The organism is Streptomyces sp. NPDC004435 (assembly GCF_042873895.1).
Taxonomy (GTDB): Bacteria; Actinomycetota; Actinomycetes; order Streptomycetales; family Streptomycetaceae; genus Streptomyces.
In genome coordinates, this window is the sequence record NZ_JBIAMB010000003.1 from 239224 (window position 1) to 261825 (window position 22602).

General features: G+C 74.1%; 22 protein-coding genes. 11 read left to right on the forward strand and 11 right to left on the reverse strand.

All coding sequences use genetic code 11. The features are described from left to right. The first annotated feature begins 1 nt into the window (after position 1). Both ACFYT9_RS06650 and ACFYT9_RS06655 read left to right on the forward strand, forming a co-directional pair. Entirely contained in the window at positions 2-2560 is a 2559-nt protein-coding gene (locus ACFYT9_RS06650) for a SpoIIE family protein phosphatase (protein ID WP_389161366.1), read from the forward strand. Between the two features lie 330 nt (positions 2561-2890). Next, entirely contained in the window at positions 2891-3139 is a 249-nt protein-coding gene (locus ACFYT9_RS06655) for a type B 50S ribosomal protein L31 (RefSeq protein WP_387272232.1), read from the forward strand. Positions 3140-3225: 86 nt separating this feature from the next. Here the strand turns inward: ACFYT9_RS06655 and ACFYT9_RS06660 are convergent, their stop codons facing one another. The 4 genes from ACFYT9_RS06660 to ACFYT9_RS06675 form a co-directional block, all read right to left on the reverse strand. Then, a complete protein-coding gene (locus ACFYT9_RS06660) occupies positions 3226-3732 on the reverse strand; it encodes a peptidylprolyl isomerase (RefSeq protein ID WP_387272234.1) in 507 nt (168 codons plus the stop codon). Between the two features lie 121 nt (positions 3733-3853). Beyond that, the gene (locus tag ACFYT9_RS06665; RefSeq protein ID WP_376601842.1) at positions 3854-4072 is read right to left on the reverse strand and encodes a hypothetical protein; all 219 of its coding nucleotides are present in this window, start codon (positions 4070-4072) and stop codon (positions 3854-3856) included. A 177-nt stretch (positions 4073-4249) separates the two neighbouring features. Continuing rightward, positions 4250-4966: a response regulator gene (locus ACFYT9_RS06670; protein WP_387272236.1), complete on the reverse strand. Its 717-nt coding sequence runs from the start codon at positions 4964-4966 to the stop codon at positions 4250-4252. Continuing rightward, on the reverse strand, positions 4963-6234 hold the full coding sequence (locus tag ACFYT9_RS06675; protein ID WP_389161369.1) for a sensor histidine kinase: 1272 nt from the start codon (positions 6232-6234) through the stop codon (positions 4963-4965). The genes ACFYT9_RS06670 and ACFYT9_RS06675 overlap by 4 nt, the downstream gene beginning before the upstream one ends. A 133-nt stretch (positions 6235-6367) precedes the next feature. On the opposite strand from ACFYT9_RS06675, the gene ACFYT9_RS06680 reads away from it, so the two are divergent. Both ACFYT9_RS06680 and ACFYT9_RS06685 read left to right on the forward strand, forming a co-directional pair. Beyond that, positions 6368-7276 (forward strand): ABC transporter ATP-binding protein, encoded by a 909-nt coding sequence (locus tag ACFYT9_RS06680; protein WP_389161370.1) that lies wholly within the window; start codon positions 6368-6370, stop codon positions 7274-7276. Next, a complete protein-coding gene (locus ACFYT9_RS06685) occupies positions 7273-8100 on the forward strand; it encodes an ABC transporter permease (protein ID WP_389161371.1) in 828 nt (275 codons plus the stop codon). The genes ACFYT9_RS06680 and ACFYT9_RS06685 overlap by 4 nt, the downstream gene beginning before the upstream one ends. A 12-nt stretch (positions 8101-8112) precedes the next feature. Here ACFYT9_RS06685 and ACFYT9_RS06690 read toward each other — a convergent pair whose 3' ends face one another. Next, positions 8113-8976 carry a YhjD/YihY/BrkB family envelope integrity protein gene (locus ACFYT9_RS06690; RefSeq protein ID WP_376601851.1) on the reverse strand — a complete coding sequence of 288 codons (864 nt, stop codon included), beginning with the start codon at positions 8974-8976 and terminating at the stop codon, positions 8113-8115. A 98-nt stretch (positions 8977-9074) separates the two neighbouring features. Beyond that, entirely contained in the window at positions 9075-9551 is a 477-nt protein-coding gene (locus ACFYT9_RS06695) for a winged helix-turn-helix transcriptional regulator (protein ID WP_387272244.1), read from the reverse strand. 118 nt (positions 9552-9669) lie between these two features. On the opposite strand from ACFYT9_RS06695, the gene ACFYT9_RS06700 reads away from it, so the two are divergent. Further along, a complete protein-coding gene (locus tag ACFYT9_RS06700) occupies positions 9670-10188 on the forward strand; it encodes a PaaI family thioesterase (RefSeq protein WP_376601854.1) in 519 nt (172 codons plus the stop codon). A gap of 19 nt (positions 10189-10207) precedes the next feature. Here the strand turns inward: ACFYT9_RS06700 and ACFYT9_RS06705 are convergent, their stop codons facing one another. After that, positions 10208-10573, reverse strand: a complete 366-nt coding sequence (locus ACFYT9_RS06705; RefSeq protein WP_376601855.1) for a luciferase family protein — start codon at positions 10571-10573, stop codon at positions 10208-10210. Positions 10574-10723: 150 nt separating this feature from the next. Next, positions 10724-11956, reverse strand: coding sequence for a PP2C family protein-serine/threonine phosphatase (locus tag ACFYT9_RS06710; RefSeq protein ID WP_389161374.1), 1233 nt, complete (start codon positions 11954-11956; stop codon positions 10724-10726). Positions 11957-12145: 189 nt separating this feature from the next. Here ACFYT9_RS06710 and ACFYT9_RS06715 point away from each other — a divergent pair, with 189 nt between their 5' ends. From ACFYT9_RS06715 to ACFYT9_RS06730, 4 genes are all read left to right on the forward strand, one after another. Then, complete coding sequence (locus ACFYT9_RS06715; protein ID WP_389161376.1) at positions 12146-13015, forward strand: AAA family ATPase; 870 nt, start codon at positions 12146-12148, stop codon at positions 13013-13015. Between the two features lie 119 nt (positions 13016-13134). Further along, positions 13135-14496, forward strand: a complete 1362-nt coding sequence (locus ACFYT9_RS06720; RefSeq protein WP_389161665.1) for a VWA domain-containing protein — start codon at positions 13135-13137, stop codon at positions 14494-14496. A 78-nt stretch (positions 14497-14574) separates the two neighbouring features. After that, positions 14575-14790, forward strand: a complete 216-nt coding sequence (locus ACFYT9_RS06725) for a DNA-binding protein (RefSeq protein WP_387272251.1) — start codon at positions 14575-14577, stop codon at positions 14788-14790. A 96-nt stretch (positions 14791-14886) separates the two neighbouring features. Then, on the forward strand, positions 14887-15474 hold the full coding sequence (locus tag ACFYT9_RS06730; RefSeq protein WP_389161377.1) for a nucleosidase: 588 nt from the start codon (positions 14887-14889) through the stop codon (positions 15472-15474). Between the two features lie 37 nt (positions 15475-15511). Here ACFYT9_RS06730 and ACFYT9_RS06735 read toward each other — a convergent pair whose 3' ends face one another. From ACFYT9_RS06735 to ACFYT9_RS06745, 3 genes are all read right to left on the reverse strand, one after another. Then, positions 15512-16711 carry an alpha/beta hydrolase family protein gene (locus ACFYT9_RS06735; RefSeq protein ID WP_389161379.1) on the reverse strand — a complete coding sequence of 400 codons (1200 nt, stop codon included), beginning with the start codon at positions 16709-16711 and terminating at the stop codon, positions 15512-15514. Positions 16712-16780: 69 nt separating this feature from the next. Continuing rightward, positions 16781-18661 (reverse strand): CocE/NonD family hydrolase C-terminal non-catalytic domain-containing protein, encoded by a 1881-nt coding sequence (locus ACFYT9_RS06740; protein WP_389161381.1) that lies wholly within the window; start codon positions 18659-18661, stop codon positions 16781-16783. Between the two features lie 202 nt (positions 18662-18863). Beyond that, positions 18864-20000: a PP2C family protein-serine/threonine phosphatase gene (locus ACFYT9_RS06745; protein WP_389161383.1), complete on the reverse strand. Its 1137-nt coding sequence runs from the start codon at positions 19998-20000 to the stop codon at positions 18864-18866. Between the two features lie 445 nt (positions 20001-20445). Here ACFYT9_RS06745 and ACFYT9_RS06750 point away from each other — a divergent pair, with 445 nt between their 5' ends. Together ACFYT9_RS06750 and ACFYT9_RS06755 are read left to right on the forward strand one after the other, a co-directional pair. After that, positions 20446-21030: a TMEM165/GDT1 family protein gene (locus ACFYT9_RS06750; protein WP_376602811.1), complete on the forward strand. Its 585-nt coding sequence runs from the start codon at positions 20446-20448 to the stop codon at positions 21028-21030. Positions 21031-21288: 258 nt separating this feature from the next. Next, entirely contained in the window at positions 21289-22581 is a 1293-nt protein-coding gene (locus tag ACFYT9_RS06755; RefSeq protein ID WP_389161384.1) for a M20 family metallopeptidase, read from the forward strand. Positions 22582-22602: the final 21 nt, after the last annotated feature.

Below are 22602 nucleotides of genomic sequence, written 5' to 3' on the forward strand. Positions count from 1 at the left end.
GATGCGGCGGGTTTCGCGGCGGGCGCATGCTGGCTGTGTGACCCCGCACGAGCCGTCCCCCGGCGCGCCGCCGCAGGCCCTGACGCAGGCGCTGGCGGAGGCGGCCACGGACGCCGTCGAGGAGGTGGGCGGGTACGCCGGCGGGGTGTACCTGCGCTCCGGTACGGAGGGGCTGCTCCGGCTCTCGGTGCTGGCGGGCCTGCCGGGCGAGCTGTTCCGGCCGTGGTCACGGATGCACACCAACCGTCCGTTCCCGGTGGCCGAGGTGCACCGCTCCGGGCAGCCGGTGCACCTGTCGGACGTCGAGGAGTCGATGCGGCGGTTCCCTCAGCTGGTGGCGAGCCTGCCCTTCCCCTTCGCCTCGCTCTACACCCCCGTCCTGACCGGCCGGGAGCGGTTCGGGGTCCTCGTGGTGCTGCGGCCCCCGACGCCCGGTCTGCCGGTCGGCGCGCACGACCGGGAGCGGATGACCCGGGCGGGACTGCGGCTCGGGGAGGTCCTGGCGGAGCTCTCGGCGGACGGCACCCCGGTACGGTGGCCGGGCGACCCGATCTGCGTGCAGCTGCCCTCCGGCTCGGTGCCGCCGGTCCGGTTCGGCTCCTTCGACTGGGACCTCGCGTCGGGGTCGGTGACCATGGACGCCGGGCTGCGGGCGATCCTCGGCGTCGCGGACCCGTCTCCGGTGCCGATCGAGGCGCTGACCTCACGTCTTGAGCCGGAGGACGGCTACGCGCTGTGGGCGGCGGCGCGCCGGACGGGCACGGCGAACGGCGGCTCGGTGCGCCGGCTGCGGCTCAAGGGCCCGGACGGCGGTCTGCACCTCCTTGAAGTGTCGGCGCGCTCGCGCTTCGTCGGCGCCGACGGGCACGGTCATCTCACCGGGGCCCTGGTGGACCTGGGCACGGGTCTGGTCGGCTCGGACGCGACGGACCGGCTGCCGCGGGCCATCCTGGCCATCGACCGGCTCGGCCGGGTCACCTACGTCAACGAGCTCACCGAACGGCTGCTGGGACGCCCGCGCGGGGCGCTGGCCGGGCGGCCGCTCTGGGAGGCGCTGCCCTGGTTCGCCCACCCGTTCCACGAGGAGCAGCTGCGGGCCGCGCTGCTGTCGAGCGAGCCCGTGCGGTTCCTGGCCCGCCCGGAGGACGGCCGGTGGCTGTCGGTGTCGCTGTACCCGGGCCGGGACGGGGTGACGATGGTGCTCGTGCCGGAGGAGGGACCGGTCCCCGAGGAGACGGTTCCGCCGCATGTGGCCGCGCCCGTCTTCGTACCGCCCCTCTACCCGACCACGGCCCCCACTCCCCCGCCGCCGCCCGAGGACGGACTCGGGCCGGAGAGCACCCGGGCGGCCTCGCTGTACCGGCCGGTGGCGCTGGCGATCGCGCTGACGGAGGCGGTGACCGCTCGGCAGGTGTCGGCGGTGGTGACCGAGGAACTGCTGCCGGCCTTCGGCGGCCGGCAGCTGGCGATCTACCTGCTGAGCGAGCGGCGACTGTACCTGGCCTGGGAGACGGGGTTCCCGCCCGGGTTCCTGGACCAGTTCGACGGGGTGGCGCTCGACGCGCACGTGCCGGGGGTGGACGCGCTGACCAGCGGCCGGGCGCTGTTCTTCGAGTCGATGGAGGCCCTGGGACGGACGTATCCGGAGCTGCCGATGGACGCGGAGACGGGTGCGCGGGCGTTCCTGCCGCTGATCGCCTCGGGCCGGCCGGTGGGTTCGTGCATCCTCGGGTTCGACCGGCCTCGGGACTTCACGCCGGAGGAGAGGGCGGTGCTCACCGCGCTGGCCGGGCTGATCGCGCAGGCGCTGGAGCGGGCGCAGCGGTACGACTCCGAGGCCGCCGTCGCGCGCGGGCTCCAGGACGCGCTGCTCCCGCACCGGCTGCCCGTGCGGGAGGGCGTGGAGACAGTGGGCCGCTACCTGCCGGGGACACAGGGGATGGACGTGGGCGGCGACTGGTACGACGTGGTGGAGACGGCCAGGGGCGAGCTGGCCCTGGTCATCGGGGACGTGCAGGGGCACGGGGTCGCGGCGGCGGCGACGATGGGTCAGCTGCGGAGCGCGGTGCGGGCGTTCGCGCTGAGCGGTCTGCCGCCGCAGGACGTGGTGCGGGCCACCAACAGGCTCCTGATCGACCTGGACCCGGGACAGTTCGCGAGCTGCTGCTACATGGTCCTGGACGCGCGGACCGGAGAGGTGCGGGCGGTCCGCGCCGGACATCCGCAGCCCCTGCTGCGGCATCCTGACGGGACGGCGGAGCTGCTGGACATCGCGGGCGGGGTGGTGCTGGGCGTGGACGGGCGTGCCGCGTACCCGGAGACGCGGCTGCGCATGTCCGAGGGTTCGGTCCTGACCCTGTACACGGACGGTCTCGTGGAGCGTCCCGGCGCCGACATCGACGAGGGGGTGGAGCGGCTCAGGCGGACGCTGGCGTCGACGGGCTCCCTGCCGCTCGCGGAGGCGGCGGACCGGCTGATGCACGAGGCGGTGCGGGCGTCGGACCGGCCGGACGACATCGCCCTGCTCCTCGCGGCCCGCTGGCCGCGGCGGCGCGGCTAGGGCCTGTCCGACCTGGGCGTCGAGCTGAGCCGGGGCCGTTCGTCGCGTGCGCTCGGCGCGCGGCCTGAGCGCCCTCGGCCGAGATCTCTCCTGCTCGATTTCGAGCGCGGGGGAAGTGCGTGCTGGGCGGTCCGGGCCCGATGTGAAAGGTCGGAGGGGTGCGGGAGCCGCTCCGGCCCCGATCCGCCGGACCGGTTCCGGCGCTCACCCGGTCGGGTCAGCGGCGCTGGTCGGTGAGGGCGGCCCCGGCGAGGCTGGGGAGGGTCCGCGCCGTTCGGGCCGGACGTGACGGGGCGGCCGCGCGACGGCCGCCCGAGGCGAGGAGGCCCCGTGCAGCAGGACAAGCAGCCCGACTACCGGCCCGTGGTCTTCCGGGACCGTTCGGCGGGGTACGCGTTCCTGACGCGGTCGACCGCGACGAGCGAGCGGACCATCGAGTGGGACGACGGCAACACGTATCCGGTGGTCGACGTCGAGATCTCGTCGGAGAGCCATCCGTTCTTCACGGGCAAGGCACGGACCGTGGACACGGAGGGGCGGATCGCCAGGTTCGAGCGGCGGTACGGCGAGGACGGCTGAGGCCCTCGCGGGCCGGGGCGGTGGAGGGAGTCCGTCGGACGCCGCTCCGGCCGCCCCGTTCCGTGGGGTGTCGCGGAGAGGGCGGGTCAGCCCTCGACGACGCCGGACTTGCCGATCTTGATGGTGGCGCTGGTGGCGCCGGTGCGGGAGCCCAGGGCCTCGACCTTCTTGACGACGTCCTGGCCCTCGACGACCTCGCCGAAGACGACGTGCTTGCCGTCCAGCCAGTCGGTGACGATGGTGGTGATGAAGAACTGCGAACCGTTGGTGTTCGCACCCGCGTTGGCCATCGAGAGCAGGAACGGGCGGTCGTGCTTCAGCTTGAAGTTCTCGTCCGCGAACTTCTCGCCGTAGATGCTCTTGCCGCCGGTGCCGTTGCCCCGGGTGAAGTCGCCGCCCTGGAGCATGAAGGCGGGGATGACGCGGTGGAACGGCGAGCCCTCGTAGCCGAAGCCGTGCTGGCCGGTGGCGAGCTCGCGGAAGTTCTTCGCCGTCTGCGGGACGACGTCGTCGAACAGCTTGAAGACGATCCGGCCGGCCGGCTCGTCGTTGATGGTGATGTCGAAGAAAACGTTGCTCTCGTTGTTGCTCATGGGGACATCCTGTCATTCCCGGCGCACCGCGCGCGCACGGGCTGCCTCCCGGCGGGTCACGTCGCACCGGTGCCCCGCGCCGGCTGGGCCGCGGGGCACCGGAGGCGGTGGGAACCGAAGGTCAGCGCAGTCCCTGGCCGGAGCCGTCGGCGACGGTGCCCTCCACGGTCGTGACGGTCTCGTGGAGGACGGTCGCGGCGCCCTCGTCCTGGAGGATACCGGTGGCCCCGCCGAGGCTCAGGGGGTTCTCCGCGGCGCTGGCCTGCGGCGGCGGCGTGACGAGGGCGGTGACGACGCCTGCGGCGAGGGAGGCGATGGCGAGCATGCTGCGCTTCTTCATGCCCTGGTCAACTACTGGGGCGGGAAAGGGTTACGGCCCGGACACCCCTCGGCGTCGGAGGACGGCAGGGTGAAGGGGGAGGGACGAAGGCGAGCTGAGGCGGGAGCGGGGCTGGGCTGGGCTGGGGCGGGAGCGGGGCTGGGCTGGGCTGGGGCGGGAGCGGGGCTGGGGCGGAGGTCAGCCGGCGGAGACGAGGCCCGCCTCGTAGGCGAGGATGACGAGCTGGACCCGGTCGCGGGCCTCCAGTTTGGCGAGGAGCCGGGTGACGTAGGTCTTCATGGTGCCGAGGCTGATGTGGAGTTCGTCCGCGATCTCGGTGTTGGAGAGGCCGCGGCCGACGAGGGTGAGGACCTCCCGCTCGCGTTCGGTGGTGCGCTCGGCGATCCGGAGCGCGGCGGGGTTCGGGGCGGCCGAGGCGGTGTCCCGGCCGTCGCGGGGGCGGCGGGTGAACTCCTTGATGAGGCGCCCGGTGACGCCGGGGGCGATGAGGGCGTCCCCGGAGGCGACGATCCGGACGGCCGCCAGGATGTCGTCCATGGCCATGTCCTTGACGAGGAAGCCGGAGGCGCCGGCGTGGAGGGCGCCGTAGACGTGGTCGTCGTCGTCGAAGGTGGTGAGGACGACGACCCGCGCGCCGGTCCGGCCGGCGGTGATCCGCCGGGTGGCCTCGATGCCGTCGGTGCCGGGCATCCGCAGGTCCATGACCACGACGTCAGCGGCGGTCTCCTCGACGAGCCGGACGGCTTCGGCGCCGTCGGATGCCTCTCCGGCGACGATCAGGTCGTCCGTCTCGGCCATGACCATGCGCAGGGCGGTGCGGACGAGGGGCTGGTCGTCGGCGAGCACGACACGGACCGGGGACGGGGTGGCGGCGGGCGCGGTGGTGTCGCTCATGCGGGGGCGGCTCCTGGTGGGACGGGCAGGTGGGCGGTGACGCGGAAGCCGCCCCCGGGCCGGGGTCCGGCGGTGAACTCCCCGTGCAGCAGGCCGACGCGTTCGCGCATGCCGACGAGTCCGTAGCCGGAACCTCCGCCGGTCACCTCTCGGCTGCGGCCGGGGACGGGGCCGGGGTCCTCGACGGTGAGGGCGACGGTCTCGGGGTCGCGGAGATCGACGGTGACGGTGCATCGATCGGCGCCGGAGTGGCGGACGACGTTGGTGACGGACTCCTGGAGGACTCGGAAGGCGGAGAGGTCGATGTCGGGCGGCAGGGGGCGCGCGGCGCCGACGCGGCGGACGGTCACGCGCACGCCCGCGGTTCCGGTCGTGTCGGCGAGCCGGTCGAGCGAGGCGAGCCCCGGCATGTCGGGGAGGGCGGACACGGCGGGGAGGGCGGACACGGCGGGGGTGTCGGGGGGCGGATCGGATGGTGTGCCGGGGTCGTCGGCGGTGCGGAGGGCGCCGAGCATGCGGCGGAGGCCGGCGAGGGTGTCGCGGCTGGCGGTCTCGATCTCCCCGAGTGCCTCACGGGCCAGGTCGGGCCGTTTGTCGATGACGAGGCGGGCGGCACCGGCCTGGAGGGCGACGATGCCGATGCTGTGCGCGACGGTGTCGTGCATCTCGCGGGCGATCCGGAGCCGTTCGGCGATGACGGCCTGCTCGGCGGCGCGGGCGCGGGTCTCCTCGGCGTGAAGGCGGTTCTGGCGCGCGAACCGGCCGAGGAGCCACACGAGTCCGGCGGTGGACAGCACGGCGAGGGCGGTGGTGGTGCCGACGGTCCAGCCGGCCAGGAATCGTATGGCGAGGTGGCCGAGAACGACTCCGATGGCCAGGAGGGCGGCGCGCTCGGCCTCCTTCGTCGGGCGGTTGGCGGCGATGGTGTAGAGGGCGACGTCGACGGCGAGGTATTGGGCGAGCGGTATGGCGGTGACGCCCAGCGGGAGGGAGCCGAGGACCGCGGCCGCGAGCAGGTGTCCGAGGGCGGCGGTGGGCCGGCGGTCGAGGAGGGCGCTGCCGCGGAGGGCGAGGGCGGCGGCGAGGGCGAGCATGGTCAGCCCGTCCCAGCGGAGGAAGACGACGCCCGCGAGGACGTCGGCCTTCTCCTGACCGGGCAGTCGCATGCGGAGGAGGGCAGTGAAGAGGAGTCCGGCGAGCCAGGCCAGCGCGGCCCACCGACCGGGCGTGACCCGTCTGAGGAGCGGCGTCGCCGAGGTCGCTGACATGCGGTGATCGTAGATCGCGAGGACTTCTCGCGTCATCAACCCGTGGTCGTACGACCGGGGATGACAGTCGGCGGCGTGATTGTCCGTCCTGGTCCGATGTCCGGGGGCGGTGCCGGGCGGCACCGTTGAGGACATGATCGAAGTCAAGGAACTCACGAAGCGCTACGGCGCCACCACCGCGGTCGACCGGCTGTCGTTCACCGTGCGTCCGGGCCGGGTCACCGGCTTCCTCGGGCCCAACGGTGCGGGGAAGAGCACGACGCTGCGGATGATCCTCGGACTGCACGCGCCGAGCGGCGGCACGGTGACCGTCGGGGGCCGGCGGTTCGCGGACCGGCCGCGGGGGCTGCGGCATGTGGGCGCGCTCCTCGACGCCTCGGACGTGCACGGCGGACGGACCGCGCGCTCCCACCTCGCGGTCCTCGCGCGGAGCAATCGGATACCGCTCCCCCGGGTCGACGAGGTGCTGGAGGAGGTCGGTCTCGGTGCCGCGGCACGGCGGCGGATCGGGGGCTACTCGCTGGGGATGCGACAGCGGCTGGGTATAGCGGGCGCCCTGCTGGGCGATCCGCCCGTGCTGCTCTTCGACGAGCCGCTGAACGGGCTGGATCCGGAGGGCGTGCACTGGGTGCGTGGGCTGTTCGGGCGGCTGGCCGGGGAAGGACGGACCGTCTTCGTCTCCAGTCATCTGATGAGCGAGATGGAGCACACGGCCGACGATCTGGTGGTGGTCGGCCGGGGCCGGCTGATAGCCGAGGAGAGCCTCGCCGAGTTCGCGGCGCGCGGCGCGCGGCCGAGCGTGACGGTCGTGACCTCGGCGCCGGGCGTGCTGACGCCGGTGCTGCTGGCGGCGGGTGGAGAAGTGGTTTCGGAGGAGGGCCGGCTGACGGTGATGGGGCTGAGCGCGGCGCGGATCGGTGAGCTGGCGATGGAGCACCGGGTGGTGCTGGACCAGCTGGCGACCCGCCGGGCCTCGCTGGAAGAGGCGTTCATGGAGCTGACGGCGGAGAGCGCCGACTACACGGCGGGGGGTGCCCGATGACGACGCTGGTCGTTGCGGTGTCGGAGCCGAAGGACCGGTTCCGCGATCTGGTGGCTTCGGAGTGGCTGAAGCTGTGGTCCCTGCGGTCGACGGGGTGGTCGCTGCTGTTGGGGGCGCTGGCGGTGATGGCGTTCAACGTGGGCACGGCGTGGGACCACTACCGGTACTGGTCGGCCTACGACGACGTCTCGCGGGCCGAGTTCGTGGCGAACGGCCTGGCGCTCGGTGACGCCTTCACCGGGAACGCGGCGATGGTCCTGGTGCTGTTCTCCGCGGCGATGGGCGCGGTGGCGGTGGTCGGCGAGTACGGCAGCGGTCAGGTGCGCACGACGTTCGCGGCGGTGCCGGCCAGGGGGGCGCTGATATCGGCGAAGGCGCTGGTGCTGGCCGGGGCGCAGGCCGGGTTCGGGGCGGTCGTGGCGGGCGGGTCGTTCTGGGCGACGCAGGCGGTGCTGTCGCTGCGGGACACCGGGGTGTCGCTGGGGCATCCGGGGGCGGTCCGGCTGGTGCTCGCGTCGGCGCTGCTCGCTCCGGTGTGCGCGCTGGCGGGGATGGCGCTGGGGGCGGTGGTGCGGCGGGGGGCCGCGGCGGTGGTCGGTGCGGTGGTGCTGCTGCTGTTGCTGCCGGCGGTGCTGAGCGAGGAGCGTCATCTGACGGCGGTGCTGGGCCATGCGATGCCGTTGCAGGCGTGGCAGCGACTGGCCGGGGAGGGGGCGACAGGTCCGTTCCCGTGGACGACGGGCGGGGCGTGGCTGGTCTACGGCGCGTGGGCGGTGGTGTCGGTGCTGGTGACGGTCATGGTGGTCCGTCGGCGGGACCAGTGAGGCGGCGGGGGGTCAGTCGCGGCCGGTGCGGGTGAGGCGGCGGCGGAGGCGGGTCTCGTGGACGAGGCGGCCGACGAGGGCACTGCCGTAGACGACGAAGCCGACGCCGACGAGCCAGGACTGGAGGACGAGGACCGTGCCGAACTGGCCGTAGGTGACGGCGTTGGAGGCGATGAGCGGAGAGAAGACCAGCTGGGAGAAGACCCGGAGGCCGAGGAGGCCGAGGGCGGTGAGCACGGCGCCGGGCAGGAGGGCGCGCCAGCGGATGCGGCCGCAGAGGAGGAAGCGCTGGGACCACCAGAAGAACAGGAAGGTGCCGAGGAGGTCTCCGGTGGCGACGAGGAGGGTGACGCCGGCGGGGGCGTGTTCGGGGGCGGGGAAGGCGACGAAGAGGAGGAGGGCGGCGATGAGGACGGCGAGCCAGACGATGTGGCGCCACATGGTGTGCCAGCGGGCGGTGGGGAGATCCCAGGCGCGTTCGTAGCCGGTCTGGACGGCGGAGCCGAAGGTGACGCCGAAGGCCGCGAGGGCGGCGAGGCCGAAGGCGGTGGTGCGCTGGAGGGCCTGGCCGGGCTGGCCGAAGAGGCGTTCGACCTCTTCCTGGGAGACCTCGGTGACGCCGAGGCCCTGGACGAGCCAACGGGCGAAGCCCTGGCCGCGGGCGAGGTCGGCGGCGGCCACCACGATGAGGAGGGGGACGAGGGTGAGGAGGCTGAGGGCGGCGAACCCCATGGCGCGGTGCATGAGTTCCATGGCTCGGCCGCGGTTCCAGGCGAGCCCCACGGGTGATGCGAGCAGGCGGGTGTGCCACCGCTGGAACAGGGGTTCGTCTGGGTGCGGCGGCTGGTCGCGCGGCGTACCGGGGGTGGGGGGCATGTCTGGTGCGGTACCCGCCGGAGAGCCGGGGGCCGCAGCGATGCGGCCGAACGGGTGGCGTCGGTGGGTAGCGCCGGTGGGTGGCGCCGGTGGTGGCTTCAGGGGGCGGGCAGGGGGCGGGCGGCGGGGCCGGGGGTGACCGTGACCTCGCGGGCGGCGAGGATCTCGGCGTCGTCACCGGCGCACCGGACGACGACCTGGACGGGGGATCCGCAGGCGGTGTGGTTGATGTCCAGGGCGGGGCCCTCGGGGTCGCCGGTGTGGGTGTCGCCCCACTGCTTGAGGGCGAGCAGCACGGGCCAGAGGTCGATGCCCTTGGGGGTGAGGCGGTACTCGTTGCGGGTGCGGGTGCCGGGCTCTCGGTAGGGGACGCTGCGGAGGACCCCGGCGGCGACGAGTTTGCGGAGCCGGTCGGCGAGAACGGCCTCGGAGAGTCCGATGTGGCGGCGGAAGTCGTCGTACCGGCGGACGCCGTTGAAGGCGTCGCGCAGGATGAGCAGGCTCCACTTCTCGCCCACGAGGTCCAGGGTGCGGCGGATCGAGCAGTTCTCGGTGTCCGTCTCCAGCCACTTCATCGTCACACTCTAGCCACCTGGCTGCGCCGTTGACAGTCAGACGAACGGGGGTCTAGCTTCGATCTACAGAGTCAGCCGCTGAGAGCGGCGGCCGGGGGCACGACGGAGTGGAGTGGTCATGGGGCGGTCGAGGACGGTCGAGTGGGAGGACGCGGGGGCCACGGCGCGGGCGGCGGCGTCGATGGCCGGGCTCGACTTCCTGCGCGAGATGATCGCGGGCCGGCTGCCGGGCCCGCCGATCGCGGCACTGCTGGGGTTCTCGCTGGAGGAGGTCGAGGACGGCCGGGCGGTCTTCGCACTGGAGCCGGGCGAGGAGCACTACAACCCGATCGGCAGCGTGCACGGCGGGGTCTACGCCACGCTGCTGGATTCGGCCGCGGGGTGCGCGGTGCACACCACACTGCCCCTGGGGACCGCGTACACCTCGCTCGACCTGCAGACCCGGTTCCTGCGGCCGATCACGAGCGACACGGGCAAGGTGCGGGCCGTCGGCACGGTCATCTCGCGGGGGCGGCGAACGGCGCTCGCGGAGGCGGGACTGTACGACGGGGAGGACCGGCTCCTCGCCCACGCGACCAGCACCTGCATGCTCTTCCCGGTTCCCGGCCGGGAGGCGGGCGACGGCGCTCGCGCCTGACGCCCGCGCGCCCGTCCGGTCAGCGCAGGACGAGGACCGGGCGGGCGCGGGTACAGCGGTCGGGGGCCACGTCGGGGGCCGACATGGCCTGGAGGGCCGCGCTGACCAGGGTGGCGAGCAGGTCGATGTCGGAACCGGCGTCGAGGCGGACCGTCACCCAGCCGGAACCGGCCCGCAGCCGTACCGCGGTCGAGGTCTGAAGGGCGGGCCGCAGCCGGGCGACCATCGCGCGGGTGAGGTGGACGTCGGCCTCGTGCTCGCCGTGGAAGTGGACGATCTCCTCCGTCGCCGTCCCGAGGCCGAGTTCGGCACCGCAGTGCGCACGGCCACGGATCAGCGAGGGCCAGCTCATCAGACGTTCACTGGCATGCCTGGCCGTGTTCATACGAGGAGCGTGCCGGGCGGCGGGGCCCGGCACAAGCGTCCTGGCGAAAGAATCCCCGCGAGGCCGGAAACCGGCCGCCGGAGAGGGCCGACTGACGCGATGTCACCACCGTGGGTGGGGTCGGGGAAGCGCTCCGTCACGGGCGCCCGCTCAGGTCGCCGGCCTGGTCCGGACGCGGGCCGCGAGGACGGCGACGTCGTCCTCGGCGTGGTGCGCGTCGAGGCGGCCGAGGACCTCGTCGACCACCTGTTCGGGTCCGGGTTCCGGCGGCAGTCGGAGTCCGGCCAGCCGGGCCAGCGAGACGTCGATGTCCTCGCCCCGGCGCTCGACCAGGCCGTCGGTGAAGAGCAGCAGCGTGTCCCCCTGTCCGAGCTCGCGGGTGGCCGGCTCGTAGCCGCCGACGCCGGTGCCGAGCGGCGGGCCGACGGGCAGGTCCACGAGTTCGGCCGAGCCGTCCGGGCCGAAGACGGCGGGCGGGAGGTGGCCGGCGCTGGCGAAGGTGGCGGTGCCGCGTCCGGGGTCCACGCGGACCAGGAGACAGGTCGCGGGGCGGCGGGCCCCGTCCTCCGCGACGACCGCGTCCAGGTGCCGCAGCACCCGGTGGGGCGGAAGGTCGGTGGCGGCGACCTCCCGGAGCGCGGAGCGGTAGGCGTTCATGTCGACGGCGGCTTCGAGGCCGTGGCCCATGACGTCGCCGACGACGAGCAGGCTGCGGCCGAAATGGAGCCGTACCGTCTCGAACCAGTCACCGCCGACCAGCGTGTGCGACCCGGCCGGCAGATAGCGGCCGGCGATCTCCAGGTTGGGGTGGGGCCGGCCGGGTTCGGCGACGAGGGCACGCTGGAGATGGAGGGCGATGTCCTCGGTGGCGGCGAGCTGCCGGGCGTGGCGGATGTGACGTGCGGCGAGGCGGGCCGCCTGGCGCAGTACGGCGAGGTCCGCGCCGGTGTACGGGGCCGTGGTGCGGGCGAGCGTGACCGTGCCCAGGGGGCGCTCGCGGTCGACGGCGAGAGGGGCGGTGAGCGTGTGGAGCGGCTCCGGACCGGCGGCGCCTCCCGGTGCGAGGGGGGCGGCGTGCGGGCCGCTCATGGCCCCCGGGGCCGCCGCCGTCCCCACCGTCGCCCCCGCCGTCGTCCCCGCAGCGGCCGGTGGGACGGCGTCCGGGCCGGGCGTGGCCCGCTGCGGGGCGGGCGGGGCCTGGCTGCCGGGGTTCGTCTCCCTGCCGGGGGTCAGGGAGACGGTGGCGGTGCCGCCGGGGTGACGAGCGAGGAAGGCGGCGAGTTCGCGGCAGGTGACGGCCTCGTCGAGCGTCGTGCCGATCAGGCCGATCGCCGCCTCCAGAGCGGACGACAGGCGCCGCTCGGCCTCGTCTCTCTCCGCCACGACACCTCCACCGCCGTGCGGCCACCGGGCGGGCGACGGGCGCCCGCTCACCCCCATTGCACCAGTGGGCTGCGTTCCGCGCGCGGCACGAGGCGGCGCGGGAACTGTTGTGCGGCGATGCGGGATCTGATCAAGTACACCCAGAGGCTACCGACCAGTAGGACACTTCGCTCCCCCGGGGGGACTGCCATGACGAACGGGTTCTTCGGCTCCGTCGACGAGGTCGCCGAGCGACTCGCCGCGACCGGGTACCTGGCCTCCCCCGCCATCGCCACCACGGTCTTCCTCGCCGACCGGCTGGGCAAACCGCTCCTCGTCGAGGGCCCCGCCGGCGTCGGGAAGACGCAGCTGGCACAGGCCGTCACGGAGGCGACCGGCGCCCGGCTCGTCCGGCTCCAGTGCTACGAGGGAGTCGACGAGGCCCGGGCGCTGTACGAGTGGAACCACGCCAAGCAACTGCTGCGGATCACCGCCGGGCGGGGGGAGTCCTGGGACGAGGCCCGCACCGACATCTTCAGCGAGGAGTTCCTGCTCCCCCGCCCGCTGCTGACCGCGATCCGTTCCGAGGAGCCGACGGTGCTGCTCGTGGACGAGACCGACAAGGCCGACGTCGAGGTGGAGGGCCTGCTCCTGGAGGTCCTCGGCGACTTCCAGGTCACCGTGCCCGAACTGGGCACGATCACCGCCGCCCGGCGCCCCTTCACCGTCCTCACGTCCAACGCGAGCCGGGAGCTGTCCGAGGCGCTGCGGCGCCGGTGTCTCTTCCTGCACATCGGCTTCCCCGAGGAGGAACTGGAGCGCCGGATCGTCACGCTGAAGGTGCCGGGCCTGGACGCGGCCCTCGCCGCCTCTGTCGTCCGGGTCGTGGGGGCGCTGCGCGCGATGGACCTGCGGAAGGTGCCCTCCGTCTCGGAGACGATCGACTGGGCCCGCACCCTCCTCGCCCTGGGCGCGGAACGGCTGGAGGAGCGGGTGGTCCGGGAGACCCTGGGCGTCCTGCTCAAGCATCAGGACGACATCGTGAGGGCGGCGGCCAAGCTGGACCTGGACGCGGTGTGAGCGCCGTCCCCGAGCCCGCCGACAGCGCCGACCCCATCGAGACCTCCGGGACACCCGGGACCTCCGGAGCCTCCGGAGCCTCCGGGACTCCCGAGGCCGAGGCCCCGCCGGAGGGGCCGGTGGCGCGGCTGACCGGCCTGGTGGCGGCGCTGCGCGACCACGGTTTCGGCATCGGCACCGGCGAGACCGTCGACGCCGGGCTCGCACTGGAGGCGATCGGGTTCGCCGACCGGGAGCGGGTGCGGGAGGCGCTCGCCGCGACGCTGCTGCACGGCGAGCGGCAGCGCCCGGTCTTCGACCGCGTCTTCGACCTGTACTTCCCGGCGAAGGTGACGTCCGCCGAGGCGGACGCGGTCCTCGTCGACCAGCAGGACAACGCCGCCCTCGCCGGCCTGCGCGAGCGGATCGCCGAGGCGTTGGCCGCCGGTGACACGGCTCTCCTGGACCGGCTCGCGGCCGAGGCGGTGGCCGGCTTCGGCGGCTACGGTTCCGGACCGGGGACCGACGGCTGGTCCTCGTACCAGACTCTCTCCCGGCTCCGCCCGGAGACCCTGCTCGCCCGGGTGCGCGCCGCGCGCACGGCTTCGGGCCGGGAGCCCGAGTTCGGCGACCGGCTGCTCGACGAGGAGATCCGCCGGGCGATCGAGGGGTTCCGCGAGCGGGTGCGGACCGAGGCCCGGCGCCGGGTCGCCGACCGGCGGGGGCGTGACCAGGTGGCCCGGCGGGCGGTGGCCGGGACGGCGGACCGGGTGGACTTCCTGCTGGCTGGGCGCGAGCAGCTGGACGAGCTGCGGCGGACGGTACGGCCGCTGGCGCGGAAGCTGGCCACCCGGCTCGCGGCCCGCCGGCGCAGGGCCTCGCGCGGCGAGATCGACCTGCGCAGGACCCTGCGGGGCTCGCTCTCCACCGGCGGAGTGCCGGTCCGTCCGGTGCTGCGCCGACGCCGTCCCGGGCGGCCCGAGCTGGTGCTGCTGTGCGACGTGTCCGGGTCGGTGGCCGGCTTCGCCGGGTTCACGATGGCACTGGTGCAGGCGCTGCACGACCAGTTCGGCCGGGTCCGCGTCTTCGCCTTCGTCAACCGGGTCGACGAGGTCACCGGCCTCCTCGCGCGGGGCGCTGCGGACCCGCCAGGGCTGGGCGAGCGGATCCTCGCGGAGGCGCGGCTGACCGGTTGGCACGGGCAGAGCGACTACGGGACGGCGCTCGACGAGTTCGTCGAGCGGTACGCGGACGCGCTCGGTCCGCGCACGGTCGTCTTCGTCCTCGGCGACGCCCGCACGAACCGGGCCGACCCGCGGATCGAGTCGCTGCGGCTGATCGCCGAGCGCGCCCGCCGGGTGCACTGGCTCAACCCGGAACAGCCCGCGCTGTGGGGCACGGGCGACTCGGTGGCCCCGCTGTACGCGGAGGTGGTGGACATGTGGCCCTGCCGCAACGCCCGCCGGCTCGGCGAAGTGATCGGGCGGCTGCTCCCGGTCTGACCACGGGCCGCCGCCACGCGACGCATCCGCCGGGCGGGAACACCGGCGGTCCCGTCCCGCCCGTGGCACGATCGGCCCATGGCCACCACCGGATCCGACCGTCCAGAGACCGACTTCCCGCGCGGCATCGGCGCGCCCGCGACCCGCGCCCTCGCCGCCGTCGGCTACACCCGGCTCGACCAGCTCGCGGGCGTGCCGTCGGCCGACCTCGCCGCTCTGCACGGAGTGGGTCCCAAAGCCCTGCGCGTCCTCGGCGAGGCCCTCGCGGAGCGGGGTCTCGCCCCCCTCGCCTGACGACCGGCCCACCGTCGCGCCGTCCCGGCCCCGTCCCGCCACCGCTCCCACCGTCCCGGCTGTACGGTCCGTGGGCGGGCGAACTAGCGTGGGGCCATGGAACTCCTGGGAGAGATCACCTCCGACCGGCCGCTGCTCGTCCTCGCCGTGAAGGAGGAGGCGCAGTTCTTCGACACGTCCCTGCCCGTGCTCCTCACGGGCATGGGCAAGGTGAACGCGGCGACCGCGCTCGCCACGGTCCTGGGCCGGGGGCCGCGTCCCTGCGGCATCGTCAACCTCGGCACCGCCGGCGCCCTGCGCACCGGCTGGTCGGGCACGCACGTGGTCGGCACGGTCGTCCAGCACGACCTGGACGGCGAACTCCTCGCGACGCTGACCGGCGAGACGTACGGGGCTCCGATCGCGCTCCCCGACGGCGGTGACGTGGTCCTCGCCACCGGGGACGCGTTCATCTCCGACGAGGCCGCCCGCGCCCGGCTCGCCGAGCGCGCCCCGCTGGTGGACATGGAGGGCTACGCGCTGGCCGCGGCGGCGGAGGCGTCCGGGGTGCCGCTGCGGATCGTGAAGCACGTCAGCGACGAGGCGGGTGACGGCGCCGACCGCACCTGGCGCGACTCGGTCGCCGCCTGCTCCCGCGAGCTGGCCGACTGGGCGGCGGCCCACATCCCGGCGTACCGCTCCTGAAGCGGGCCGCTCGCCCCTCCCCGCTCCGCCCGCCGGGTCAGGGGTTCTGGAAGTGGACCTCCGGGTGGGCAGGGGAGGGCCCCGCGAGCAGGCCGTCCGGTGCTCCGCGCAGGTGCCGGTCGAAGAAGGCCGCCACGTAGGTGCGGGTGAGCGAGACGGCCCGTTCGGGCGCGATCTCCGGGGCGGGCAGGCCGAAGTGGCGCTCGATCATCGGGAAGTCCGAGTAGGTCGAGTGCGCCGATCCGGCCACCGTGAGCCATCGCTTCCAACCGTCGAGCCGGGGCCACATCCGGTCCCAGGTGGTGTCCTCGCCGCCCGGCAGGTGGACCTTGTCGTGGGTCCCGAGCATCAGGAAGGGCCGCCCGCGCAGCCGTTCCGCCGGCAGCTCCTCCCAGAAGGCGCCGTCCATGTTCACGCCGGCGTCGATCCTGCGGTCGGCCACCATCGCGGTGGCGGCGCTCGCTCCCCCGATGGAGTGCCCGGCCATCCCGATCCGCCGCGCGTCGATGATCCTCGCGTACCGCCACGCGGGGCGGGGCCCGGTGAGCCGGTCCAGGACGAAACGCATGTCGGCGGCCCTGGTCGAGGTCACGACGCCGGCGGGGACGCCCTGCTCGTCGAGCGCGACGCAGGCGACGCAGCCCAACGTCTCGCCACCGGGCAGGGTGATGCCGTACGACTCGTAGGCGTGGTCGACCGAGGCGACGACGTAGCCGCGCGAGGCGAGGTCCTCGGCGAGGTGGGTGAGGGTCCAGCGGGAGACGGAGAAGCCCGGCGAGAGCAGCACGAGCGGGCGGCGTCCGGGTGCGGGGCGGACGTCGCTCCTGCTGTGGGTCCGGGTGGCGGCGACGACGTCCGCCGGCATCGCGGCGGCGGCGCCGATCCCCTCGGCCATCCGGCGCGCCTCCTCGCGGCCGGCGTACGGGGCGCGGGGGCCTCCGCCGGGCCGGGCGGCCGGGTAGTGGAGGGTGACCATCAGCCGTCGTCCGTTGGCGGTGGGCACCCAGGGGTCGGTACGGGAACGGTCGACGAGCGGCAGGAGGGTGCTGCCCACGGGGTGCCGCCCGGTCGGCGCCGGCAGCGTGAAGGGCTTCACGGGCACCGCGGCGTCCGCGAGGACGGCGGACGCGGCACCGGCCGCGGGGGTCGTGGCGGGCGAGGCCATGGCGGTGCCGGCGGGTAAGGCGAGCGTGCCGGCGAGGACGGCGGCCGCGGCCGCCCGGATGAGTCGCTTCATGCGGATCACGCTAGAAGGACTCCCCCGGGCGCCGCGTCGTCCGCGAGGCGTACCCCGGCCGGAGGAGGTTCAGCCGAGGGGCAGCTCCAGGTAGGAGGCGTCCCCGGGCGGCGAGCCGAGCTCGGTCTGCGTCCACGTGACGGAGGCGTCCCCGTACAGCGGGTCCTTGCTGTCGACGACGAGCATCAGCCGGTGGCCGACGGGGATGTCGTACGCGGCGGCCTGGAGGGACCAGGTGACGGTGGTGTCCTGGTCGGGCGTCAGGCCGTAGGCGTTCAGCGGCTCGTGGGTGATGATCCTCGCCGTGCCGTCCTCGGCCACGTCGAAGAGGTGGGCGATGAGGCCGGCCGAGGCGACGGTGGAGCGGACGGTGAGCCGGAGCCGCGGAACGCCGCGGACGCGCCGTCCCACGGGGCCGCCGTCCGCGGCGACGAGGGGTTCGGTCGCCCAGGCGAGGGCGTGCCGACGGTCGATCTTGTGCGTGTCGTAGAGCTTGGGGTTGCCCTTCCACTCGGCCTGGCCGGTGCGGAGCAGTTCGCCCATCGCGGTGGCCTCGGTGTCGACGCCGGCGAGGAAGGTGCGGCGCCAGCCGGTGGTCTCCGCGTCCCCGTCCGCCGGGACGAGCAGGCCGTCGGTGCCGCCGGCGCCGTCTCCGGTGAGGCCGAGGAGTTCGTGGCCGACGGTGACGTCCTGCCAGGTGGGGCGGGACTCGCGGACGGCGGGTTCGACGATCCGGCGGGTGCCGGTGGGCTGCCCGGTGACGGGGTCGAGGTCGGGCTCGGTGACGTAGGTGAACATCACCTGGCCGCAGACCTCGTCCCACTCCTCGACGCCGTTGCGTTCGCCCTTGAGGTGGTGGTCGAGCCAGGCGTACGCCTCGTCGAGGACGGGGTCGGGGGCGCCGAGGGAGGTGCCGAGGAGCCCGGCGCCCTCGGGGGCTGCGTGGTCGCCGATCCAGAGGTTGAGCCGCTTGGGGACACGGAGCCGGTCGAAGGTGTCGACGGCCTCGTTGACCGCGAAGAGGCTCTCGTGCCAGGTGTTCGAGTAGAAGGTGGGGGTGCCGTGGTCGTCGGTGAGGTCGGCGTAGGTCAGCGGCGAGCGGCGCTCGCCCCAGCGGACGACGGCGTCGAGGTTCCGGTCGTTCAGGAAGTCGTCGAGGATCCGCCGGTTCTCCTCGTCGAACTTCTCCTCCACGGGGCCGCCGGTGAAGCCGATGAGGGCCTTCACGGCGGCGAGGTGGCGAGTCCTGTGGTCGTAGAGGCTGGTGGCGAGGTTGCCCCAGGTGCTGAGCGCGACGACGGCGGAGACGCGCTCGTCGTGGGCGGCGACGAGCTGGCTGATGCCGGAGCCGTAGGACTCGCCGAGGAAGCCGATGACGGCGGGGGCGAAGCGCTCGACGCCGAAGTCGACGAGGGTGGAGCCGTCGGCCACGTCGTTCGGGCCCGCGACGTCGACGTACCCCTCGGAGGTGGTCGGGAGGCCGGGAATGCCGAGACCGCGCGGGGTGTAGGCGAGGACGTGGTAGCCGCGGAGGGCGAGGGCGAGGTAGGCCCCGGGGAAGAGACCCCACCCGAAGGGGGTCCAGCCGGAGGGCACGACGACGAGCGGGTGGGGGCCGGGGCCGAGCTGCCGCAGGCTGAAGGCGGAGAGGCGGTGGCCGTCCGTGGTCTCGACGCGGTGGTAGCCGGGCACGGCGAGGCCGCGCACCCGGGCGACGCGTTCGGCGAGCGCGGCGGGCAGCATGCCTTCCGGAAGGGGGTCGTCGGCGAGGAGGGCGGTGACCACGGCCTGGCCGAACCGGACCGCCTCGGGGTGGACCGTGCCGCCGGAGGCCCAGAGGCCGTCGGCCGCGACGCGTTCCGCGTCGGCCTCGCTGAGGGTGGTCCTGAGCCCGGGGAATCCCGGGAACTCCTCGGACGAGCCGTCGGTGGTGGGGTTGGACTGGGGCACGTGCACCCGTTCCTCTCGACTGGAGTGTGACTGTCCGTCGTGCGGACGCACGCAAGCCTCACGTATCGGGAAGGGAGTGACCAGAGCGCACGAAGGGCGCACGCATCACGCAACGGGGCGGGAACGACCCAGGTCGCCCCGAACTCGACGTTTGGGAGCGGAGGGATCTGTTCCGGCGGGTGTCAGCGGGAGGGCGCAGCTGTCAGCGGGAGGCGTCGGGCGGCGCGGGCGCGCCGGTGCGGGCGACGAGGAGGGCGGCGACGTCGTCGTCCAGGCCGCCGCCGCCGTAGGTGGCGAGGTCCCGGTGGAGCAGTTCGGGGACCTGCGCGGAGGGGGCGTCGCCCCACTGCCGGGCGCGCTCCTCCAGCGGATAGAACACGCCGGCCCGGTCGCGCGTCTCGCTGACGCCGTCGGTGTAGAGCAGCAGCCGGTCTCCCGGACCGAAGGGGAACTCCTCGATGTGGTGGCGGGAATCGGCGAGCCCGGCGAGGTTGAGCGGCAGGGAGGGTTCGGCGACCTCCACGGTGGTGACGGTGGTGCCGCGCTGGAGGAGGGGGGCGGGGTGGCCGCAGTTGAGGAGCCGGGCGGTGGCTCCGGTGTCGGGGAGTTCGACGAGGACGACGGTGGCGAAACGTTCGGCCGCGTCGGAGTCGGGGTCCCAGGCCGCGTAGCGGGCCAGGCCCTCGTCGAGCCGGTCGGCGAGGGCGCCGAGGTCGGGTGCGTCGTACGCGGTCGAGCGGAAGGCGCCGAGGAGGACGGAGGCGGTCTCGACGGCACCGAGGCCCTTGCCCTGTACGTCGCCGAGCATGATCCGTACGGCTCCCGGGATCTGCACGGCCTCGTAGAAGTCGCCGCCGATGCGGGCCTTGGCCGCGGCGGCCACGTACAGCAGGTGGAGTTCGAAGGGGCCGAGGCGGGGCGGCAGCGGGCGGAGCACCACCCGCTGGACCACGTCGGCGACGGCCGTGACCTCGGCGAGGTCCCGCTCGTAGCGGGTGCGGACCGCGCTGATCCAGGCGGCCACGGCGGTGATGGAGAGGATGAGGCCCTCGCTCGCGAGGAGTTCGTCCCCGACGGGTCCGCCGCGGCTCAGGACGAGCACCGCCCGCAGTGCCATGGCGGCGACGCCCATGCCGATGGTCCCCCACACGCTCCAGGTGGCGGCGGCGAGGGCCGGGACGGTGAAGAGCAGGCGGTCGACCCGCTCGGCGTCGGGGGTGATCGCGTCCGCCACGACGACCACGATCATGACCAGGACGGGCAGGGCCCGGCCCAGGTTGAACTGGGCCCGCGACGTGGTGGCGGGTCGAGGCCGGGGCCGGGGACCAGCTGCGTGCATTTCATGATCGTACGCAGAACGGGCGGCGCGACCGGGGCGCGGCGGGCTGGCGTGTCCCGACGGCAGTGCGCGAGAGGCCCGGGACTCACCCTGAGGTGCAGGGTGAGACATGCGCCGCCCCGGCATCCGAATCGATACTCTCCGGATGTAAACGCGCATATTCGCGTAGGGAAGAGACAGCTCTCATGCCTGAATGATCCTTCCGTTACACTGGTGGGCAGCGAAGGGGAGTAGCCCTGCGAACCGGTCGTCGACACACTGGAACCCCCGGGTTCCCGGTGACCGGGTCCGCGCGTGACGCGGACGGGCGAGACCTTCGGCCAGGCATCACCGCGCCCGCACCTCCGTGGGCGTGGTTCGTCATGCCGGGCCGAGTGGTCCTCCCGTCGCCCTGCGAAGGTGCCGTGCGGAGCCACCGGGCCCGGACCGAGCAGAGAGCGCCGGTATGCACCTCGACCCCTTGGCGATCGTCACCGCCTTCGGGCTCATCTTCCTCGCCGAGCTTCCCGACAAGACGATGTTCGCGTCGCTCGCCATGGGCACGCGCATGCGTCCGCTGTACGTGTGGTTCGGGACGTCCGCCGCCTTCGCGGTGCACGTCGCCCTCGCCGTCGGAGCCGGCAGCCTCCTCGGAATGCTGCCCGGCTGGATCGTCAAACTCGTCTCCGCGCTGATGTTCGGCTTCGGCGCGTTCATCCTGCTGCGCGGTGGGGGCGACGACGACGAGGAGGACGCGGGCGGCAGGACCGTCACCGGCTTCTGGCCGGTGTTCTCCACGGCCTTCATGGCCGTCTTCATCAGCGAGTGGGGCGACCTGACCCAGATCACCACCGCCAACCTCGCCGCCACGAACGGCACCGCGTCGACCGCGATCGGCTCCTTCATCGCCCTCACCTCGGTCTCCGCCCTGGCCCTCGTCGCCGGCCGCTTCATCGCCAAGCGCGTCCCGCTCAAGACCGTCCAGCGCGTCGGCGGCGTCTGCATGGCGGGCCTCGCGATCTGGTCCCTCGTCGAGGTCTTCACCGGCTGACCGCACCCGCCGCTCCCTCTCCGGGGCTGTGCCGCCGCTCCCTCTTCGGGGCTGTGCCGACCGCACCCGCCGCTCCCCCGCCGGGGCCGTACCGCACACCGCGGGTACGGCCCCGGAGCCGTACTCCCGGGGCCGTGCGCGTCGCACGCGTCCTTCCGTTCCCGCCCTCCGGCGGCGAGCCTGACCGTGGGAGCGCCCGGCATGGGGCAGCGTCCGAGCCGCGGAACACCCAGACCGACCGAGACCGAAGGGGAGCCCATGAACCGCGATCCCGTCCACGCCGAACTCGACCGGCTGGCCGAGGAGGCCGGCCCGCAGGTGGTCGACTGGCGGCACCACCTCCACCGGCACCCCGAGCTGTCCAACCGGGAGGAGGGAACGGCCCGGTTCGTCGCCGGCCATCTGCGCGGCCTGGGCCTCGACGAGGTACGCACGGGCATCGCCGGGCACGGGGTCGTCGGAGTGCTCCGGGGAACGGCCCCCGGCGGCGGACGGGTGGTGGCGCTGCGCGCGGACACGGACGCGCTGCCGGTGAAGGACCTGTGCGGGGAGGAGTTCGCCTCCACGGTGGTGGACGCGGACTACCCGGGCGGACCGTTCCCGGTCTCCCACGCCTGCGGGCACGACTGCCACACGGCGATGCTGATGGGGGCGGCGACGGTCCTCGCGGGGGTGCGCGACCGGCTGCCGGGAACGGTCCTGTTCGTCTTCCAGCCGGCGGAGGAGGGGCCGCCGGTGACCGAGACCGGCGGAGCGCTCGCCATGGTCGAGGCGGGCGCCTTCGACGACCCGGTGCCGACGATGGCCTTCGGCATGCACGTGACACCGTTCCCGAAGGGGTACGTCGGCTACCGGGCGGGCAATCAGTACGGCGCCTCCGTGCTGGTCAGGATCACCATCAGCGGCCGGCAGGTGCACGGCTCCACACCGTGGCAGGGCATCGACCCGATGCCCGCCGCCGGGGCGGTGCTCACCGGGATCGGGCAGCTGTACCGGCAGGTCTCGGCCTTCGACCCGGTCACCGTCACCATCGGGCACGTCGAGGACGTCGGCCGGTTCAACATCATCGGCGAGACGGTGACGCTCTGGGGCACCGTCCGCTGCGCCGTGGAGTCCGACATGCCGGACGTGCGGCAAGGGCTCCAGCGGCTGGCCGAGCACTCGGCGGCGGCGTACGGCGCCACGGCCGAGGTGGAGTACCTCCAGCCGGTGCCTCCGGTGCACAACACCGGGCCGTGGGTGGCGGCCGGGCTGCCGACCCTCCGGCGGGTGGCGGGCGAGGAGCGGGTCACGGAGACCGGGGCGACGCTCGGCTACGACGACGTCTCCGAGCTCCTCTCGCGCTTCGGCGGGCTGTACGTGATGCTCGGCGTCCAGGACGCGGTGCTCGGCCCGGACGGACTCCCCGTCGCGGAGGAGGGCGGACGCGGTCTCGTCACCAACCACCATCCGGGCTTCTACGCCGACGACGACACCCTCGTCACCGGTGTCCGGCTCCACGCCCACGTCGCGTACGACCACCTCGCGGGGGCGCTCCTGCCCGCAGGGTGAGCCGGCCGGCGGCCCGAGTTG